Genomic DNA, 14974 nt, shown 5'->3' on the forward strand with positions numbered 1-14974 from the left:
GGAGCAGGCGCGGATGGCACGCCATATTGCAGTGGTTGAAGACGAAGCGGATCTGGCCGCCAACAGCGAAGCCGCGTTCCGGCGCGCGGGTTTTCAGGTGAGCGTGTACAGCTCGCGGCCCGAAGCGTTAAAGGCGTTTCGGGAGCGTTTGCCGGACCTGGCCATTATCGATGTGGGGCTGGGCGCGGAATATGAGGGCGGATTTGATTTGTGCCGCGAGCTGCGCAGCATGTCGGCCACCTTGCCGATTATTTTTCTGACTGCGCGCGACAGCGATTTTGATGTGGTCTCCGGGCTGCGCCTGGGGGCAGACGATTACCTCACCAAGGATATTTCCCAACCGCACATGCTGGCGCGGGTGAATGCCTTGTTCCGTCGGCTGGACGCGCTGGCGTCGGTCTCGGGTGCCGGCGATTGCCTGCAGCGCGGGCCGCTGACCCTGGACATGGACCGGATGGCCGCGCACTGGCACGATCAGGTGCTGGATCTGACGGTAACCGAGCTCTGGATTCTGGCGGCACTGGTGAAGCATCCGGGTCATGTGAAAAGCCGCCAACAATTAATGGATGCCGCCAACGTGGTGCTGGATGACAATACCATCACCTCGCACATCAAACGCATCCGCAAAAAATTCCAGGAATTTGACCCTGCGTTTAACGCCATTAAAACCGCCTATGGCATGGGCTATCGCTGGGAGCTGAGTTGAGTCTGCGCCGCCAGTTAATTTTATTGAGTTTGTTGGCGCTGGTGTTGCCCTGGGCCGGCTTGCAGTTTTTTGCCCAGATCAATCAGGTGCAGCGCGACAGCCAGATGCAGGCGTTGGGCCTGGGCAGCCAGGCGGTGGCCCGTGTCATCAGCGCCAGTGGCGACCTGTTGGCGGCCATGACCCAGCAGTTGCCGCGGCCTGCACAGTCGCCCCTGTATGCCTATCCCGTCAACGCCGCGCCGATTGTGGATGGCTACGACGACGAATGGCGTTATTACCCCTTTCCCTCCACGCCACTGGGTGACGGCCGGGCCAATGTGCAGATTGCCGATGCCCTGGGCGACTGGTTTGTGTTTGTCAGGGTCAACAGCGCCCGGGTGGACTACCACAATCCGGGCCGGCATCCGGCCGCCAGCGGTGATCACCTGCGCCTGCTCGGGCGCGACAATCGGGGCCAGGTAAAAGAATACTGGGTTTCAGCCAGTGCGCCCGGCAAAGCCCAGATGTACCGGCGCCAGGCGCGCCAGCAGTTTGCCCCCGAACATCGCTTCACGGCCTATTGGCAGGAGCGCGCCGGTGGTTATCAACTGGAATTGCGTTTGCCCAAATCTTTGTTCGGCCATTTTTTATTGGTGCAGGTGGCCGATGCCGGCGGCGTGGTGGCTGCCAGCCAGGCCGGCGAGGATGTACCGCCGCTGATGGCGCAGTTGCCGCAGTTGAATAAACAGCTCGCGGTATTCAGCTCGGATCAACTGCGGTTGCTGTTGGTGTCGGTAGACGGCTGGCTGTTGGCGCAAGGCGGCCGGGCGCTGCCACTGGCGGAAGAGCCGGATTACGGGCAACCGGATGAGGCCGGTGCCTACGCCTGGATTTTGCAACGCTTATTGCCGCAAACCCGGCTCGCGCCCTGGCGCGATGCGGCGGTGCAGGGGCGGTTGATTCCGCCCCCGGAGGCAAGCCACTGGTATCAGGCCGATGACACCGTTTTGGGCCAGCATTGGCAACCGGTGTATGCCGGCGATCAATTGGCCGGTTATCTGGTGGCCGAGCAACAGGCGGAAACCGAAAGCAATGCCACTACCCAGGCCTTGTGGAAATTGCTGGGTTACAGCCTGTTGGCCATGGCCGTCATTGCCATGGCCTTGTTGGGCTTTGCCAGTTGGTTGAGTTTCCGGGTCCGGCGTTTGAGCCGCGCGGTGCGCGCGGCGGTGGACGATCAGGGCCAGCTCGCCACCCGTTTGCCGGAGCAGACCCGTGCAGACGAGCTGGGCGACCTGAGCCGCGACATTGGCGGCTTGTTGGCGCGCATCAAAGAATACAATGATTATCTGAGAAGCCTGGCGTCAAAACTCTCGCACGAATTGCGCACGCCGTTGGCCGTGGTGAAAAGCTCGCTGGAAAATCTGGCGCAGGAAAGCGACCCAGGGCAAATCACTTTGTATCAACAGCGGGCTCTGGCCGGCAGCGAACGCCTGAGTGCCATTCTCAATGCCATGAGTGCGGCCTCGCGCCTGGAGGCCGCCTTGCCACAGGCGGAACTGGAGCCCCTGGTGCTGAATGATTTTCTGCGTGAACTGGCGGGGGCTTACTCGGACAGTTTCAACCGGCCCATCAATGTGAGCCTGCCGGAACTTACGTTGAATGCAGAGGTTGCGCCCGATTTACTGGTGCAATTATTCGATAAGTTAGTGGAAAACGCCTGCGATTTTTGTCCGCTAGAGGGCGAAATCACGTTACTGCTGCGCCTGAGCGACAGCGGTATTGTCCTCGGTGTTAGCAATGACGGCCCCTTGTTGCCCGAACACATGCAGCACCAATTGTTCGATTCACTGGTATCCGTGCGCGAAAGCGCGGAGCAGGGGTCGCACCTGGGGCTGGGACTGTATCTGGTGCGATTGATTGCCCACTACCACGGCGGTATTGCCCGTGCCGCCAACCGCGCCGATGGCTCCGGGGTGGAAATGACGGTGCTGCTCAAACGCACATAAAGTGCCCCGCCACAATTCGCCATAATTCATCGGTAACCCGCCTTTTTTCATCGATTCTCCCGCCTGTTTCTGTTGGTTAACTACTCATCAAGGAAAGCGAACACACTTCCTTGAAACCAACTCACACAGGAAACAATGTCATGAAAAAAGTTATCGCAACCGCCATCGCACTGACCACTCTCGCCGCCGCTTCTGTAACACCGCAAGCGCAGGCCGCCGAGTACACCGAACTTAAACAAGGTACAGCATTCACTACCGGGAGCCTGGTAGGTGCCATCGCCGGTGGCCCCATCGGGATGTTTGTGGGCGCACTGGCAGGCATTTACGTGGCCGAACAAATCGAACAGGTGGACAACCAGGAGGATCTCACCGTGGCACTTGCGCAATCACAAAAACACGCCGAACTGCTGAGCATGGAATTGGCCGCCCGCAACGAGACGCTGGCCACACAAGAGCAGTTGATGTCGCAACTGGAGACTCTGGCTTTGGACAAATTACAGCTGCAGGTGATGTTCCACACCGGCTCCGATCAGCTCACCGAGCAGGGCGCCGACCAGATTGCGGCGCTGGCGAATTTCCTCGCCAACAACGATGACCTGTTCATTCAGCTCAAAGGCCACACCGATCCGCGCGGTACCGATGAATACAACAACGTGCTGTCCCAGTACCGCGCCAAGGCAGTGCAGCAGGCGCTGGAGGCGGCCGGCATCGACGGCGATCGCATCGCCGTGAGTGCCTACGGTTCCGATCAGTCCCGCGCACGCAAAGGGGATCTGGAGGCTTACGCTCTGGAACGCCGTGTGGATATCCAGATTCTGTCGCCCGCCCGCGATGCGGTGGTCATGGGTCACTGAACACTTCCTGTGTAAGGGTTTGGCAGGATGCCGGGCATCATCACCCCGGCCAATGCAGGGAAGCAGCGGGCGGGGACCAGGTGTTAAATAAAGGAGGAGTGAAGCTTTTGCGTAATCAACCGACCGATTAGGTCAACTGTGCTGCCACACAGTCTTGCCCGCACTTGTGCGGGCTTTTTTGTTGGCGCTCACACCCTTGGGTAAGGCTTTGCCGGTTATTTATCCGGCCAGGGGCGCCCGGCTAGGGGCGCCCGGCCAGGGGCGCCCAGCAAAGGGGCGCCCAGCAAAGGGGCGCCCCTGGCCGAGCGCCTTGCAATGGGGCGCCGATTTCCCCATAATGCGCCGCTCGTTATGGCGGCCCCTTTCGGTCCTCCCGCAATGAAGTCCTGTGAACCCCGCCAGGCCCGGAAGGGAGCAACGGTAGCAGACACTTTATGTGCCGGGATGTGGCTGACTGGGGTTGCCACCCAATCCCCGCGTTACCCCCATTTTTTTCCGGTTCTGCCTCCCTCATTCGTTTTGCTCACTCGCGTAAAATGAAACTGATTGGGACTTCCGATGTTGCGAATTGCTGTTGTAGGCCTGCTGTTGGGCTTAAGTTGTTCATTTTCTGTACAAGCTGCCATTTCTCAGACCAAAGGCGATTTCGAAGACAAATTCCGCCAGCTGGATGAAGTGCTGCCCACACCCAATGTCTACCGTGCGGCCACCGGTGAGCCCGGCCCCAGTACTGGCAGCAGGAAGTGGACTACAAGATCGATGTTCGCCTGAACGAAGCCAAGCGTCGGCTGGACGCCAGCCAGACCATCACTTACACCAATCATTCCCCGCACACGCTCAAGTATCTGTGGCTGCAGCTGGACCAGAACCGCTTCCGGTTGGATTCCATGGCCGAAACCACGCTGACCTTTGGCGGCATTGGCAACCGCGGCCCGTCTACCCGCTCTGCCACGCCGGAGTTGCCGGCCGGCATCAGTCTGGCGGAACTGCGCCGTCAGCAGTGGTTGGCCGACCACGAGGTGGGTTACACCATCAGCAATGTGAAAACTGCACAAGGGGTAGCTCTGCGCACCACCACCGTGGGCACCAATTTCCGCATCGACCTCGATAAACCGTTAAAGTCCGGCGAAGCCGTCACCTTCAGCATGGATTTCGCGTTTAACATCGTGGAAGAAGATGCGGTGTCGGCGCGCTCGGGCTATGAGCATTTTCCCGATGACCCACGCAAGGGTGGCAATGACATTTTCCTGCTGGCCCAGTGGTTCCCGCGCTTGCATGCGTTCACCGATTACGAAGCCTGGACCAATAAAGAGTTTCTGGGGCGCGGTGAGTTCACACTCGAATTCGGCGATTACGAAGTCAACCTGACGGTGCCGGCCGATCACATTGTGTCGGCCACCGGCGAGCTGCAGAATCCGGAGCAGGTGCTGACCAAAACCCAGCGCGAGCGCCTGGAAAAGGCCCGTACTGCCAAGCGCCCGGTGTTTATTGTGACCCAGGAAGAAGCGGAAAAAGCCGAAAAATCCGCCACCAAAAAAACCAAAACCTGGCAGTTCAAAGCCGAAAAGGTGCGCGATTTTGCCTGGGCCTCCTCGCGTAAGTTCATGTGGGATGCGCGCGGTTACCAGCAGGGCGGCGATGTGATGCCCGTGGTTATGGCCATGTCGTTCTATCCGAAAGAGGGTGGTGACCTGTGGAAAAAATATTCCACCGAGTCGGTCATTCACACCATGGAGGTCTACTCGCGCTTCTCGTTTGATTACCCTTATCCGGTGGCGCAGAGCGTGAATGGGCCGGTGGGTGGCATGGAATACCCCATGATCACTTTCAATGGTCCGCGCACCACCTTGCACGAAGACGGCACCCGCACCTGGACCCAGGCGGAAAAACGCTTCCTGATTGGTGTGGTGATCCACGAGATCGGCCACATCTATTTCCCCATGATCGTGAATTCCGACGAGCGCCAATGGACCTGGATGGACGAAGGCCTGAACAGCTTTCTCGACGGCGTGGCCGGACGCGAATGGGACCCGGAAATGCCCTGGGGCGTGGAGCCGCGCGATATCGTGGATTACATGAAGTCCGATATTCAGGTACCGATCATGACCCAGTCGGATTCGGTCTTGCGTTTGGGCCCCAACGCTTACACCAAACCGGCGGCGGCGTTGAATATCCTGCGCGAAGTGATTCTGGGCCGCGAATTGTTTGATTACGCGTTCAAGGAATTTTCTGTGCGCTGGCAGTACAAGCGCCCGACACCTGCCGACTTCTTCCGCACCATGGAAGAGGCCTCCGGTGTGGATCTGGATTGGTTCTGGCGTGGCTGGTTTTACAGCACCGATCACGTGGACATTTCACTCGATAAGGTGTGGCAGCTGCGGCTGGACACGAAAAACCCCGATGTGGATTTCAAGCGCCGCCGTCTGGAAGAGGCCGACAAGCCTCAGCCGCTGTTTGAGAAGCGCGAGCGCGATGCCGGCAATAAAACCTGGCTGGAGCGCAACAAGGATATCCGCGATTTCTACGATGAAAACGATCGCTTCACGGTGACCAATAAAGAACGCAACGCTTACAAACAGCTGTTGGAAGATCTGGAGCCCTGGGAGCGCGAGGTGTTGGAGCGCGCGGTGAAAGAAGACAAGCATTACTACGTGATGGATTTCAGCAATCTGGGTGGTTTGGTGATGCCGATTCTGCTGGAACTGACCTATAAGGATGGCAGCGTGGAAGAGCGCTACATTCCGGCAGAGATCTGGCGTCGTTCACCTAAGGCGGTATCCAAGCTGATTGTGACCGACAAAGAACTGGTGCAGGTGGTGGTGGACCCGCGTTGGGAAACCGCCGACGTGGACAATGAAAACAACCATTACCCCCGTCGCATCATCAAGTCGCGCATCGAAGCTTATAAAGATGAGGAGCGTACTGATCCCGTGTATCGCGACATCATGCACGACATCACCACCAAAGAAGAAAAACCCAAGCCCGGGTTCCATAAAAAATGATCCGGGGCGTGCTGTTATTGGTTTGCGCGTTGTGGGCCTGCGTCGGGCAGGCCCACCAGATGAAGGCGGCAATGACCAAGGTGCTGTTCAATGCGCGCACCGGCAATGTGGAAGTGATGCACCGTTTCTATGTGCACGATGCCGAGCATGCGCTCAGCCAGATTGCGGGCAAGCAGGTTCATTTGTTGGATGATGCAGCGGCGCAACAGCAGTTTGGTCGGTATGTGGCTTCGCACTTCGCTATGGGCTATGCGCGTGAACAGGCGCAATCCTTCAGTTACGTGGGGCAGGAGTTGGAAGGCAAGTTTATCTGGGTGTACCAGGAGCTGCCGGTGCCCGATGCCGCCCCCGCGCAACTGTGGTTCCGCCACACCGCGTTGCAGGATTTCTGGCCAGAGCAGATGAACCAGATCAATGTGGAAGGCCTGGGGCCGGTCCGTTCCCTGCAGCTCACGCGCGAAAGCGGCTGGCAAAGCCTGCAATACTGAGATACCGGTAAATTTCCATCCCCTCGCGGCTCTGTTAATCTTGTGATTAACAGGCTGTTGAAAAACCCCTGGTATGCTCAGCGAGACCTGAAGCGTGCAGATGTTGTGGTTTATCTCGACGCACAGGGTGGTTCCCTTTGCTAGAGATAAAGCGCAGCAGATGTGCGCTTCAGGCCTCGCCCTACGGGGCTTTCAGGCTGGTCCGTACTTGTCGTTGCCGCTTTTCGGTGGGTGGACACACACTTTCAAAACGGCGCCTAAATTACGAACCAGCCTGTAAGCCTGAGCATGCAAGGAGTTTTTCAACAGTCTGTTAAGGAGCCGTGCGTTATGAATTTCCCTTTGTTCGATCCGCCCCCCGAAGGGGTGGCGCCTTTGCAACCCAGGACCAAGAAAGATCAGCTGGCGCAAAAGCTGCTGGAAATGATCTATCAGGGTCTGCTGCGCCACAACGATACATTGCCCAGCGAGCGCGACCTGGCCGCCATGTTTTCGGTCAGCCGGGAAACGGTGCGCGCGGCGCTGGCGTCATTGGCAGAGCAGGGCTTGCTGGCGGTCAGTCATGGGGCAAAAACCCGGGTGCTGCGCTCGGAAACCCAATTGCAGACCTGCGCCCGTCTGATGCCGGCGTTACACAGTCTGGACATCGGCCGCTATGCCATTGAGCAGGTGTTTGAAACGCGCCAGTTGATTGAATCGCACATTGTGCGTCTGGCGGCGGCGCGGGTCACTCCACAAGACATTGAGGCACTGCAGCGCATGCTGGATCAGCAGGCGCAGCTGTTCTCGGAAGTCATCCACTTCCAGCTGGCCGATAAAGCGTTTCATCAAAAGCTGGCGGACATCGCCGGCAATCCGTTATTGGCGCGTTATGCAGAAGAACTCTATGCCTACGGTCTGTTTTTCCGCCGCGAGCTGTTGGAAGGGGCCTGTTTGGTGGAAGACAGTTACCGCGAGCACCAGCAGATTGTTGCGGCCATTGCCAGTGGCGATGGAGATCAGGCGGCGGCTGCCATGGTTCAGCATCTGGACAGCGTATTGGCTCTGTCTGCCGCTGAGCGCTAACCACTCGACGCAAGCGGTTGCGGCCTGAGTAGCCCGGTGCGTCATTGCTTCTACTCTGTCATACCCCAAGGGAGGGAACCGTATGAAACACTGGTTGATCGCAGCCGCTTGTGCCCTGATGGTGGCATGTGCCGGCACAGACCCCAAACCCGCTGCCGTGGATGAAGCCACCCGCGCGCAGGAAACCGCAAAATTGAACGCCTGGTTCGACGCTCAGTTCAAACAAGACCTCGAGCGTTTTCCTACCTATAAAACCTATCTGGGCATGATTGATGACCTGGATGCCTATGGCCGCTGGAATGACCCCAGCGAGCAGGCTGAGCTGGCAAATATCGAGATCACCAAACAACGGCTGGCAGAAATGCGCGAGCGTTTCGACGTGAATACGCTGACGCCGGCGGCGCAGGTGTCCTACCGGTTTGCGGAATTTACGGCCACCAATGGGCTGGCATTGTCTGAGTACCGCAACAGCGGTTATGTGTTTACCCAGTTCTTTGGCCCCCATACCGATATGAGCACCATGCTCATCGGCTATCAGCGGGTGGACAATGCCGATCACGCCAATGCTTACATCCGGCGTCTGGAAAGCTACGGCGATGTGCTCAACGTGGAGATCGATAAAGCCGTGGTGCGGGCGAAGCAGGGCGTATTGCCGCCGGCGTTTGCCTACCCGGTGGTGATTGAAACCTCACGCGGTCTGATTACCGGTGCGCCTTTCGATAACAGTGGTGAAGATTCGCCCCTGTGGGCGGATTTTGTGGCGAAAGTAGACAAGCTGGAATTGCCCGAAGCTGACAAAGCCGAGCTGAAAACCCGCGCCCGTACCGCGCTGGTGTCGGGTGTGAAGCCCGCCTATGACCGTTTGATTGCGGTGATGGAACAGCACCAGAAAATTACGCCCGCCGATGACGGTGTGTGGAAACTGAAAGACGGCGCCAACTACTATCAGGCCCAGTTACAGAACTACACCACGCGCGATGACATGACTGCCGAGCAGATTCACCAGCTGGGTCTGGACGAGGTGGCGCGCATCCACGACGAAATGCGCGCAATCATGAAGCAGGTGAAATTCGACGGCAGCTTGCTGGAATTTTTTACCCACCTGCGCGAATCGGATCAATTTTATTATGCCAATACCGAGGCCGGTCGTGCCCGTTACCTGGCCGAAGCCACCGCCTTCATTGACAACCTGATGGCGAAAGCGCCCGACTATTTCGGTACCTTGCCAAAAGCGGCGCTTGAAGTGCGTGCGGTAGAACCCTATCGCATCGAAACCGCCACCGGTGCCTTCTATGAGCCCGGTGCATTGGATGGCAGCCGCCCCGGTGCCTACTACGTGAATATGAGTGACATGAAAGAGTTGCCCGTGTACCAGATGGAGACCCTGGCGTATCACGAAGGCGCACCCGGTCATCACTTCCAGAGCAGCATTGCCCAGGAACTCACCGACGTGCCCATGTTCCAGAAACTCACCTGGTACTCCGCCTACGGCGAAGGCTGGGCTTTGTATGCAGAAAAAATGGGCAAGGATATGGGCTTCTTCACCGATCCCTATCAGGACTTCGGTCGCCTGAGCTACGAAGTATTCCGCGCGGCCCGTTTGGTGGTGGACACCGGCATTCATCACAAGCGCTGGACCGAACAACAGGCGCGCGACTACATGATGCAGAACACGCCCATGACCGAAGGCGACATCCGCGACGAAATCCGCCGCTATATTGTCTGGCCGGGCCAGGCGGTTTCGTACAAAGTCGGCATGCTGACGATTCTGGAGTTGCGGGATCGGGCGCAGGCGGAATTAGGTGATAAGTTTGATTATCGCGAGTTTCACGATGTGGTGTTGAAGAATGGTTCTGTGCCGCTGAGTTTGTTGGGTGAGTTAGTGGATGATTGGGTTGCCCGGAAGAAGGGGTGATTTGAGTTAAACGAAGTTTGTGCAGGTTTTCGCAAATGGATTGCGCTTAACCTGCCAATAAATGTTTTGGTTGGGGCTTAAAGCTGCGTTGAGTGTTAGGCCCTCGCCAAACGTGCCTTTAGATAGATTTATTTATTCTGGAGGTTGTTCATTTTCTTTGTTTGGCCAAAGAAAACGAACCAAAAGAAAGGCCACCCCGCTTCCGCGCCCTTCGGGTTCGTTCGCTCCGGGCAATTTCAGGGGGTCGCCGGCGACCGCCATCCATGGCGGAACGCCGCTCAAATGGCCTTCCCTGGCCATTTGTACCCCCTGAAATCGCCCTCCGCTCACCGCTACAGAAGGGGCCCCAAGAGCGGGTGCCAGATTCGATTGCAGCAAATCTATCTTCCGCTATCAATGATCCGAAAGACTGAGATGTCTGGGAGTTGGATGTCGTAGCAAAACCTTTCCCATCACAACTCAAACCTAATAGCAGAAAAAGTTTAAGGTATCAGGCTTCCAGAACGGTCGCTTTTCGGGGCCCCTTACGTAGCGGCCAATTCTAAGTGCGTTTTTCGGGGGCAAATGGCCAAGGAAGGCCATTTGAGCGACGTTCTGCCAGGATGGCTGTCGGCGCGACCCCGAAAAACGCGCTTAAAATTGGAAACGAGCGCAGTCGGGGTGGCCTTTCTTTTGGTTCGTTTTCTTTGGACAAACAAAGAAAATGAACAACCTCCCGAACAATACAAAATTAACTATTCGCACGTTGGGTGAAGATCTGCTTCTCAATAGACACGCAGCAGGGTTCGATCCAACTATTGGCAGCTTAAACGCATTCCATTTGCGAAAACCTGCACAAACTTCGTATAAGAAAATCTCAACGCCCAAAAACAAAAAACCCCGCCAATCGGCAGGGTTCTCTGTTCTATCCAAACGCCCTCAACGGGCATTCAGCATCAAAGCGAAGCGCTATCAGCCCGCCATTTCCTTCATCTTCTTCAGAGGACGGATCTTAACGGTGATGCTGGCGGGTTTGGCTTTGAAGGTGGTCTCTTCACCAGTGAAGGGGTTGATACCCTTGCGTGCTTTTTTGGCAGGCTTCTTCACAGTGTTGATCTTCATCAGGCCGGGCAGTACGAACTCGCCGCAGGCTTTTTTCTTGATGTGAGCTTCGATCACATTGCTCAGCTCGTCCAGTACAGCAGTGACCTGCTTCTTAGACAGCTCGGTAGTTTCGGCAATGTGGGTCAGGATCTGGGTTTTGTTGAAACGCTCGCCGACCGCTTTCAGTGCAACGGGCTTTTTGGCTGCTGGCTTCGCTGCGGCCTTGGGGGCAGCTTTCTTGGCAGCGGCTTTTTTAGCGGGGGCTTTTTTTGCTGGGGCTTTTTTGGCGGCCATGCATCATTCCTTTGTTGGAAGTTGGTTTTATAAAAGGGTAAGCGGCCTGAGCCGGCCGGGTTGGTCGACTCTTGACCACTGCAGCGGACTGCAGTGCTCTGAAGGTGAAAAAAGCCTTGTTTTATAGGCTGAAACGCTCCTTCATGCGCTTGGACACTATATATAAAGCATTAGTCCGGGCTGGGCAATAAGCGCGGACCAAAAAAGCACAAAAAAGCCGGAAATTCAGCTGTGGGTGTTTGGTGCTGGTGGTTTCTGGCGAGGTCGGACCACGTCGTTAAATGTATCTACCCAGTGTTGGTTGAACAGGCTGCCGGCGTGACGATTGATTTCCAGAATGGCGCGGATCAACGGGCGCTGGGGTAAGTTGACGTGGGCGCGGCTGTTAATGCAGGCGTCAAACGTATCGACAATGGCCAGGATTTTGGCGCCTTCACAGGTGTGTTCGTCGGTGAGCCCCATCGGGTAGCCCTCGCCGTTGGCGCGCTCATGGTGTTCCAGCACCATGCGGGCGGCATCGGACCAGTGCCCCAGGCTGTTCAGCAATGCGCTGCCTGCCCGGGTGTGTTCTTCCAGTTGTTGTCGCTCGTGGGCGGTATAGCGCTCTGGTTTATGCAACAACGACAGCGGCAGGAATGCCATGGCAAAGTCGTGCATATACACCGCTGCCAGTAGCTGGGTCGGGTCTACCGGCTGGCCCGCGTGCTTGTTCATTGCCAGAGCCAGCAAGGCGATGCGCCGGGTTCTGCCGTGCCAGTAGGGTGAGCGTTGATCCACTGCCGCCAGCAGAGACTCCATAAAATTCAGGTCGGCGTGGGTGTCTATCTTGAACTGCTGTAGTTGTGTCCGGGGCTCGCTGTTGGCTTTCGGGTCCAGCAGTGGCAGTACCTTGCCAATCAGTCCGGGTCGGTCGGATTCGCTGGCCAACGCAATGGCGCTGATGTCGGCACAGAGTTGCTGCATGGTGTCCGGCATGATCAGATCGGGGTTGCCGGCCAGACGGGATTGTACCCACTGATGGGTGTGATCCATGGCCGCCAGAATCAGGTCGCTCAACAGGTCGTTGTAACGGATCTGACCTTTGCGCAAGGGCTCGAGAATGTCCTCCACTGACTGTAGCAGGGGGGTGATATCCGCCAGGCCGATATAGATGAGGTTGCCCTTGATGGTGTGCACCCGCCGGAACAGGTCGTTGAGCAGGGCGTCGTCCTCCGGTGCATGTTCCAGCTTCAGCAGCAGGGACTCCGAGGCCTGGTAGGCATCTTCGAAGTCAGCAAAGAAGTCTGTGATGGTCTCAGCGTCGGGGTTGCTGTAGGCGTCTTTGAAATCAGTCACTGCCATGTCGGGCTCCTCAGCCTGTGAGCTTTGAGCATAGCAGCCAATGGTGGTTTATCCGGCGCGGGGCACAGGCTATAATCGCCCGTTTTTTACGGATAGCCGCCCTGATTGGCGCTGTCCGGGTCCGTTTGATGTTGATTCAGGGTATGAGAGGTCCGGTTTATGCCCATATATGAATATGTTTGCCAGTCTTGCGGTCACGACCATGAGGCTCTGCAGAAGTTGAGCGATGCGCCCCTTACCGATTGCCCCGCCTGTCAGGCGCCGGCATTGGTCAAGCAAATATCGGCGGCAGGCTTCCGCCTGAAGGGTGGCGGCTGGTACGAGACAGACTTCAAGCGCTCCGGTACCAAGAAGAACCTGGCTGGTGACAGCTGTGGCACCCAGAGTGCGGGTGGTTGCGGCAGTTGCCCTGCCACCACAAATTCATAAATTCAGAGATAACAGGTAATTGATTATGCGCACCGACTACTGTGGCGCCCTTAATGCTTCTTTTATTGACCGCGAAGTGACCTTGTGCGGCTGGGTTGATCGTCGCCGTGACCACGGTGGCGTGATATTCCTGGATCTGCGCGACCGCGATGGCATTGTGCAGGTGGTGTTCGACCCGGATTCGGCCAATTTTGCCCTGGCCGACAAGGTGCGCAGCGAATACGTGTTGAAGGTTAAAGGCCGCGTGCGTGCGCGCTCTGAAGCCACCGTTAATCCGAAAATGGCCACCGGCGAGGTGGAGGTGTACGGCCTGGAACTGGAAATCCTCAACACCGCTGAAACCCCACCCTTCCAGCTGGATTCCCACGTAGCGGTAGGCGAGGACGTGCGCCTCAAGTACCGTTATATCGATCTGCGCCGGCAGGAAATGCAGCACAACTTGCGCTTCCGCTCGAAAGTGACCACCGCGATCCGCAATTACCTGGATGGCCAGGGCTTCCTGGATATCGAAACCCCGATCCTGACCCGTGCCACGCCCGAAGGCGCGCGCGACTATCTGGTGCCTTCGCGTACCCACGACGGCAAGTTCTTCGCGCTGCCCCAGTCGCCCCAGCTGTTCAAGCAGCTGCTGATGGTGTCCGGCTTTGATCGCTACTACCAGGTGGCCAAGTGCTTCCGCGATGAAGACCTGCGCGCCGACCGCCAGCCCGAATTCACCCAGATCGATATCGAGACCTCGTTCATGAACGAAGCTCAGATCATGGGCATTGCCGAAGGCATGGTGAAGGACCTGTTCAAGCACCTGATGGACGTGGACCTGGGCGAGTTCCCGCACATGACCTGGCAGGAAGCACAGGACCGTTACGGTTCCGATAAGCCCGATCTGCGCATCCCGCTGGAACTGGTGGAAATCAAAGACCTGCTGAAAGACATTGAATTCAAAGTCTTCGCCGGCCCGGCCAATGATCCCAAGTGCCGCGTCACCGCACTGAAAGTGCCCGGCGGTGCGGAAATTTCCCGCAAGCAGATCGACGACTACACCAAGTTCGTGGGCATTTACGGTGCCAAAGGTCTGGCCTGGATCAAGGTCAACGAAATCGAGAAAGGCGTGGAAGGCCTGCAGTCGCCCATCATCAAATTCCTGGGCGACGACGTGACCATGAAGGTAATGGAGCGTCTGGACGCCAAAAATGGCGACATCGTGTTCTTCGGCGCCGACACCATCAAAGTGGTATCGGAAGCGTTGGGCGCACTGCGTTGCAAGCTGGGTGCCGACCTCAATCTCTACACCCGTAAGTGGGCACCTCTGTGGGTGGTGGATTTCCCCATGTTCGAGGAAACCGACGAAGGCGTGGCGGCATTGCACCATCCCTTTACCGCGCCTTCCTGCAGCCCGGAAGAACTGGAAGCCAACCCGGCCACAGCGCTGTCGCGCGCTTATGACATGGTGCTGAACGGTACCGAGCTGGGCGGTGGGTCTGTGCGTATCCACAACCAGTCCATGCAGCAGACCGTGTTCAAAATTCTGGGCATCTCCGCGGAAGAACAGCGCGAGAAGTTCGGCTTCCTGTTGGATGCGCTCAAGTTCGGTGCGCCGCCCCACGGTGGACTGGCCTTTGGCCTGGACCGTCTGATCATGCTGATGACCGACTCCAGCTCCATCCGCGACGTGATTGCGTTCCCGAAAACCCAGACCGCGGCCTGTGTAATGACAGACGCCCCGGGTGCGGTGGATAACAAGCAGCTGCGCGAGCTGCACATCCGCCTGCGCGAGAAAGAGACCAAAGAAGCGAAGTAAGCGGGAAGCGT

General features: G+C 57.4%; 12 protein-coding genes and 1 other RNA gene. 11 read left to right on the forward strand and 2 right to left on the reverse strand.

The genetic code is table 11. The annotated features are described in order from the left end of the window. The first annotated feature begins 13 nt into the window (after nucleotides 1-13). The 9 genes from pdsR (at nucleotide 14) to M5M_RS18725 (ending at nucleotide 10018) form a co-directional block, all read left to right on the forward strand. Nucleotides 14-706: a proteobacterial dedicated sortase system response regulator gene (gene pdsR, locus M5M_RS18695; protein WP_015049083.1), complete on the forward strand. Its 693-nt coding sequence runs from the start codon at nucleotides 14-16 to the stop codon at nucleotides 704-706. After that, the gene (locus M5M_RS18700; protein ID WP_015049084.1) at nucleotides 703-2694 is read left to right on the forward strand and encodes an ATP-binding protein; all 1992 of its coding nucleotides are present in this window, start codon (nucleotides 703-705) and stop codon (nucleotides 2692-2694) included. Before pdsR ends, M5M_RS18700 begins: the two co-directional genes overlap by 4 nt. 140 nt (nucleotides 2695-2834) lie before the next feature. Further along, nucleotides 2835-3548 carry an OmpA family protein gene (locus tag M5M_RS18705; protein ID WP_015049085.1) on the forward strand — a complete coding sequence of 238 codons (714 nt, stop codon included), beginning with the start codon at nucleotides 2835-2837 and terminating at the stop codon, nucleotides 3546-3548. A gap of 362 nt (nucleotides 3549-3910) precedes the next feature. Beyond that, nucleotides 3911-4007: signal recognition particle sRNA small type (gene ffs / locus M5M_RS20025), an RNA gene on the forward strand. Between the two features lie 99 nt (nucleotides 4008-4106). Continuing rightward, the gene (locus M5M_RS20870; RefSeq protein WP_015049086.1) at nucleotides 4107-4319 is read left to right on the forward strand and encodes a hypothetical protein; all 213 of its coding nucleotides are present in this window, start codon (nucleotides 4107-4109) and stop codon (nucleotides 4317-4319) included. Next, entirely contained in the window at nucleotides 4292-6550 is a 2259-nt protein-coding gene (locus tag M5M_RS18710; RefSeq protein WP_015049087.1) for a M1 family metallopeptidase, read from the forward strand. The genes M5M_RS20870 and M5M_RS18710 overlap by 28 nt, the downstream gene beginning before the upstream one ends. Nucleotides 6551-6609: 59 nt before the next feature. Continuing rightward, nucleotides 6610-7038 (forward strand): DUF6702 family protein, encoded by a 429-nt coding sequence (locus M5M_RS18715; protein WP_338057815.1) that lies wholly within the window; start codon nucleotides 6610-6612, stop codon nucleotides 7036-7038. A 330-nt stretch (nucleotides 7039-7368) separates the two neighbouring features. Beyond that, on the forward strand, nucleotides 7369-8103 hold the full coding sequence (locus tag M5M_RS18720; protein ID WP_015049089.1) for a FadR/GntR family transcriptional regulator: 735 nt from the start codon (nucleotides 7369-7371) through the stop codon (nucleotides 8101-8103). Between the two features lie 82 nt (nucleotides 8104-8185). Next, nucleotides 8186-10018, forward strand: coding sequence for a DUF885 domain-containing protein (locus tag M5M_RS18725; protein WP_015049090.1), 1833 nt, complete (start codon nucleotides 8186-8188; stop codon nucleotides 10016-10018). 951 nt (nucleotides 10019-10969) lie between these two features. Here the strand turns inward: M5M_RS18725 and M5M_RS18730 are convergent. Beyond that, a complete protein-coding gene (locus M5M_RS18730) occupies nucleotides 10970-11395 on the reverse strand; it encodes an HU family DNA-binding protein (protein ID WP_015049091.1) in 426 nt (141 codons plus the stop codon). Nucleotides 11396-11620: 225 nt separating this feature from the next. Then, on the reverse strand, nucleotides 11621-12736 hold the full coding sequence (locus M5M_RS18735) for an HD domain-containing phosphohydrolase (protein WP_015049092.1): 1116 nt from the start codon (nucleotides 12734-12736) through the stop codon (nucleotides 11621-11623). Between the two features lie 159 nt (nucleotides 12737-12895). Here M5M_RS18735 and M5M_RS18740 point away from each other — a divergent pair, with 159 nt between their 5' ends. Together M5M_RS18740 and aspS are read left to right on the forward strand one after the other, a co-directional pair. Continuing rightward, the gene (locus M5M_RS18740) at nucleotides 12896-13165 is read left to right on the forward strand and encodes an FmdB family zinc ribbon protein (protein ID WP_015049093.1); all 270 of its coding nucleotides are present in this window, start codon (nucleotides 12896-12898) and stop codon (nucleotides 13163-13165) included. Between the two features lie 25 nt (nucleotides 13166-13190). Continuing rightward, nucleotides 13191-14963, forward strand: coding sequence for an aspartate--tRNA ligase (aspS, locus tag M5M_RS18745; RefSeq protein ID WP_015049094.1), 1773 nt, complete (start codon nucleotides 13191-13193; stop codon nucleotides 14961-14963). Nucleotides 14964-14974: the final 11 nt, after the last annotated feature.

The organism is Simiduia agarivorans SA1 = DSM 21679 (genome assembly GCF_000305785.2).
Lineage (GTDB): Bacteria > Pseudomonadota > Gammaproteobacteria > Pseudomonadales > Cellvibrionaceae > Simiduia > Simiduia agarivorans.

What these genes read in the sequence shown, in the direction of transcription:
- pdsR (WP_015049083.1), top strand. Translation starts at nt 14, where the DNA reads ATGGCACGCCATATTGCAGTGGTTGAAGACGAAGCGGATCTGGCCGCC.
- M5M_RS18715 (WP_338057815.1), top strand. Translation starts at nt 6,610, where the DNA reads ATGAAGGCGGCAATGACCAAGGTGCTGTTCAATGCGCGCACCGGCAAT.
- M5M_RS18720 (WP_015049089.1), top strand. Translation starts at nt 7,369, where the DNA reads ATGAATTTCCCTTTGTTCGATCCGCCCCCCGAAGGGGTGGCGCCTTTG.
- M5M_RS18735 (WP_015049092.1), bottom strand. Translation starts at nt 12,736, where the DNA reads ATGGCAGTGACTGATTTCAAAGACGCCTACAGCAACCCCGACGCTGAG.
- M5M_RS20870 (WP_015049086.1), top strand. Translation starts at nt 4,107, where the DNA reads ATGTTGCGAATTGCTGTTGTAGGCCTGCTGTTGGGCTTAAGTTGTTCA.
- aspS (WP_015049094.1), top strand. Translation starts at nt 13,191, where the DNA reads ATGCGCACCGACTACTGTGGCGCCCTTAATGCTTCTTTTATTGACCGC.
- M5M_RS18705 (WP_015049085.1), top strand. Translation starts at nt 2,835, where the DNA reads ATGAAAAAAGTTATCGCAACCGCCATCGCACTGACCACTCTCGCCGCC.
- M5M_RS18730 (WP_015049091.1), bottom strand. Translation starts at nt 11,395, where the DNA reads ATGGCCGCCAAAAAAGCCCCAGCAAAAAAAGCCCCCGCTAAAAAAGCC.
- M5M_RS18725 (WP_015049090.1), top strand. Translation starts at nt 8,186, where the DNA reads ATGAAACACTGGTTGATCGCAGCCGCTTGTGCCCTGATGGTGGCATGT.
- M5M_RS18740 (WP_015049093.1), top strand. Translation starts at nt 12,896, where the DNA reads ATGCCCATATATGAATATGTTTGCCAGTCTTGCGGTCACGACCATGAG.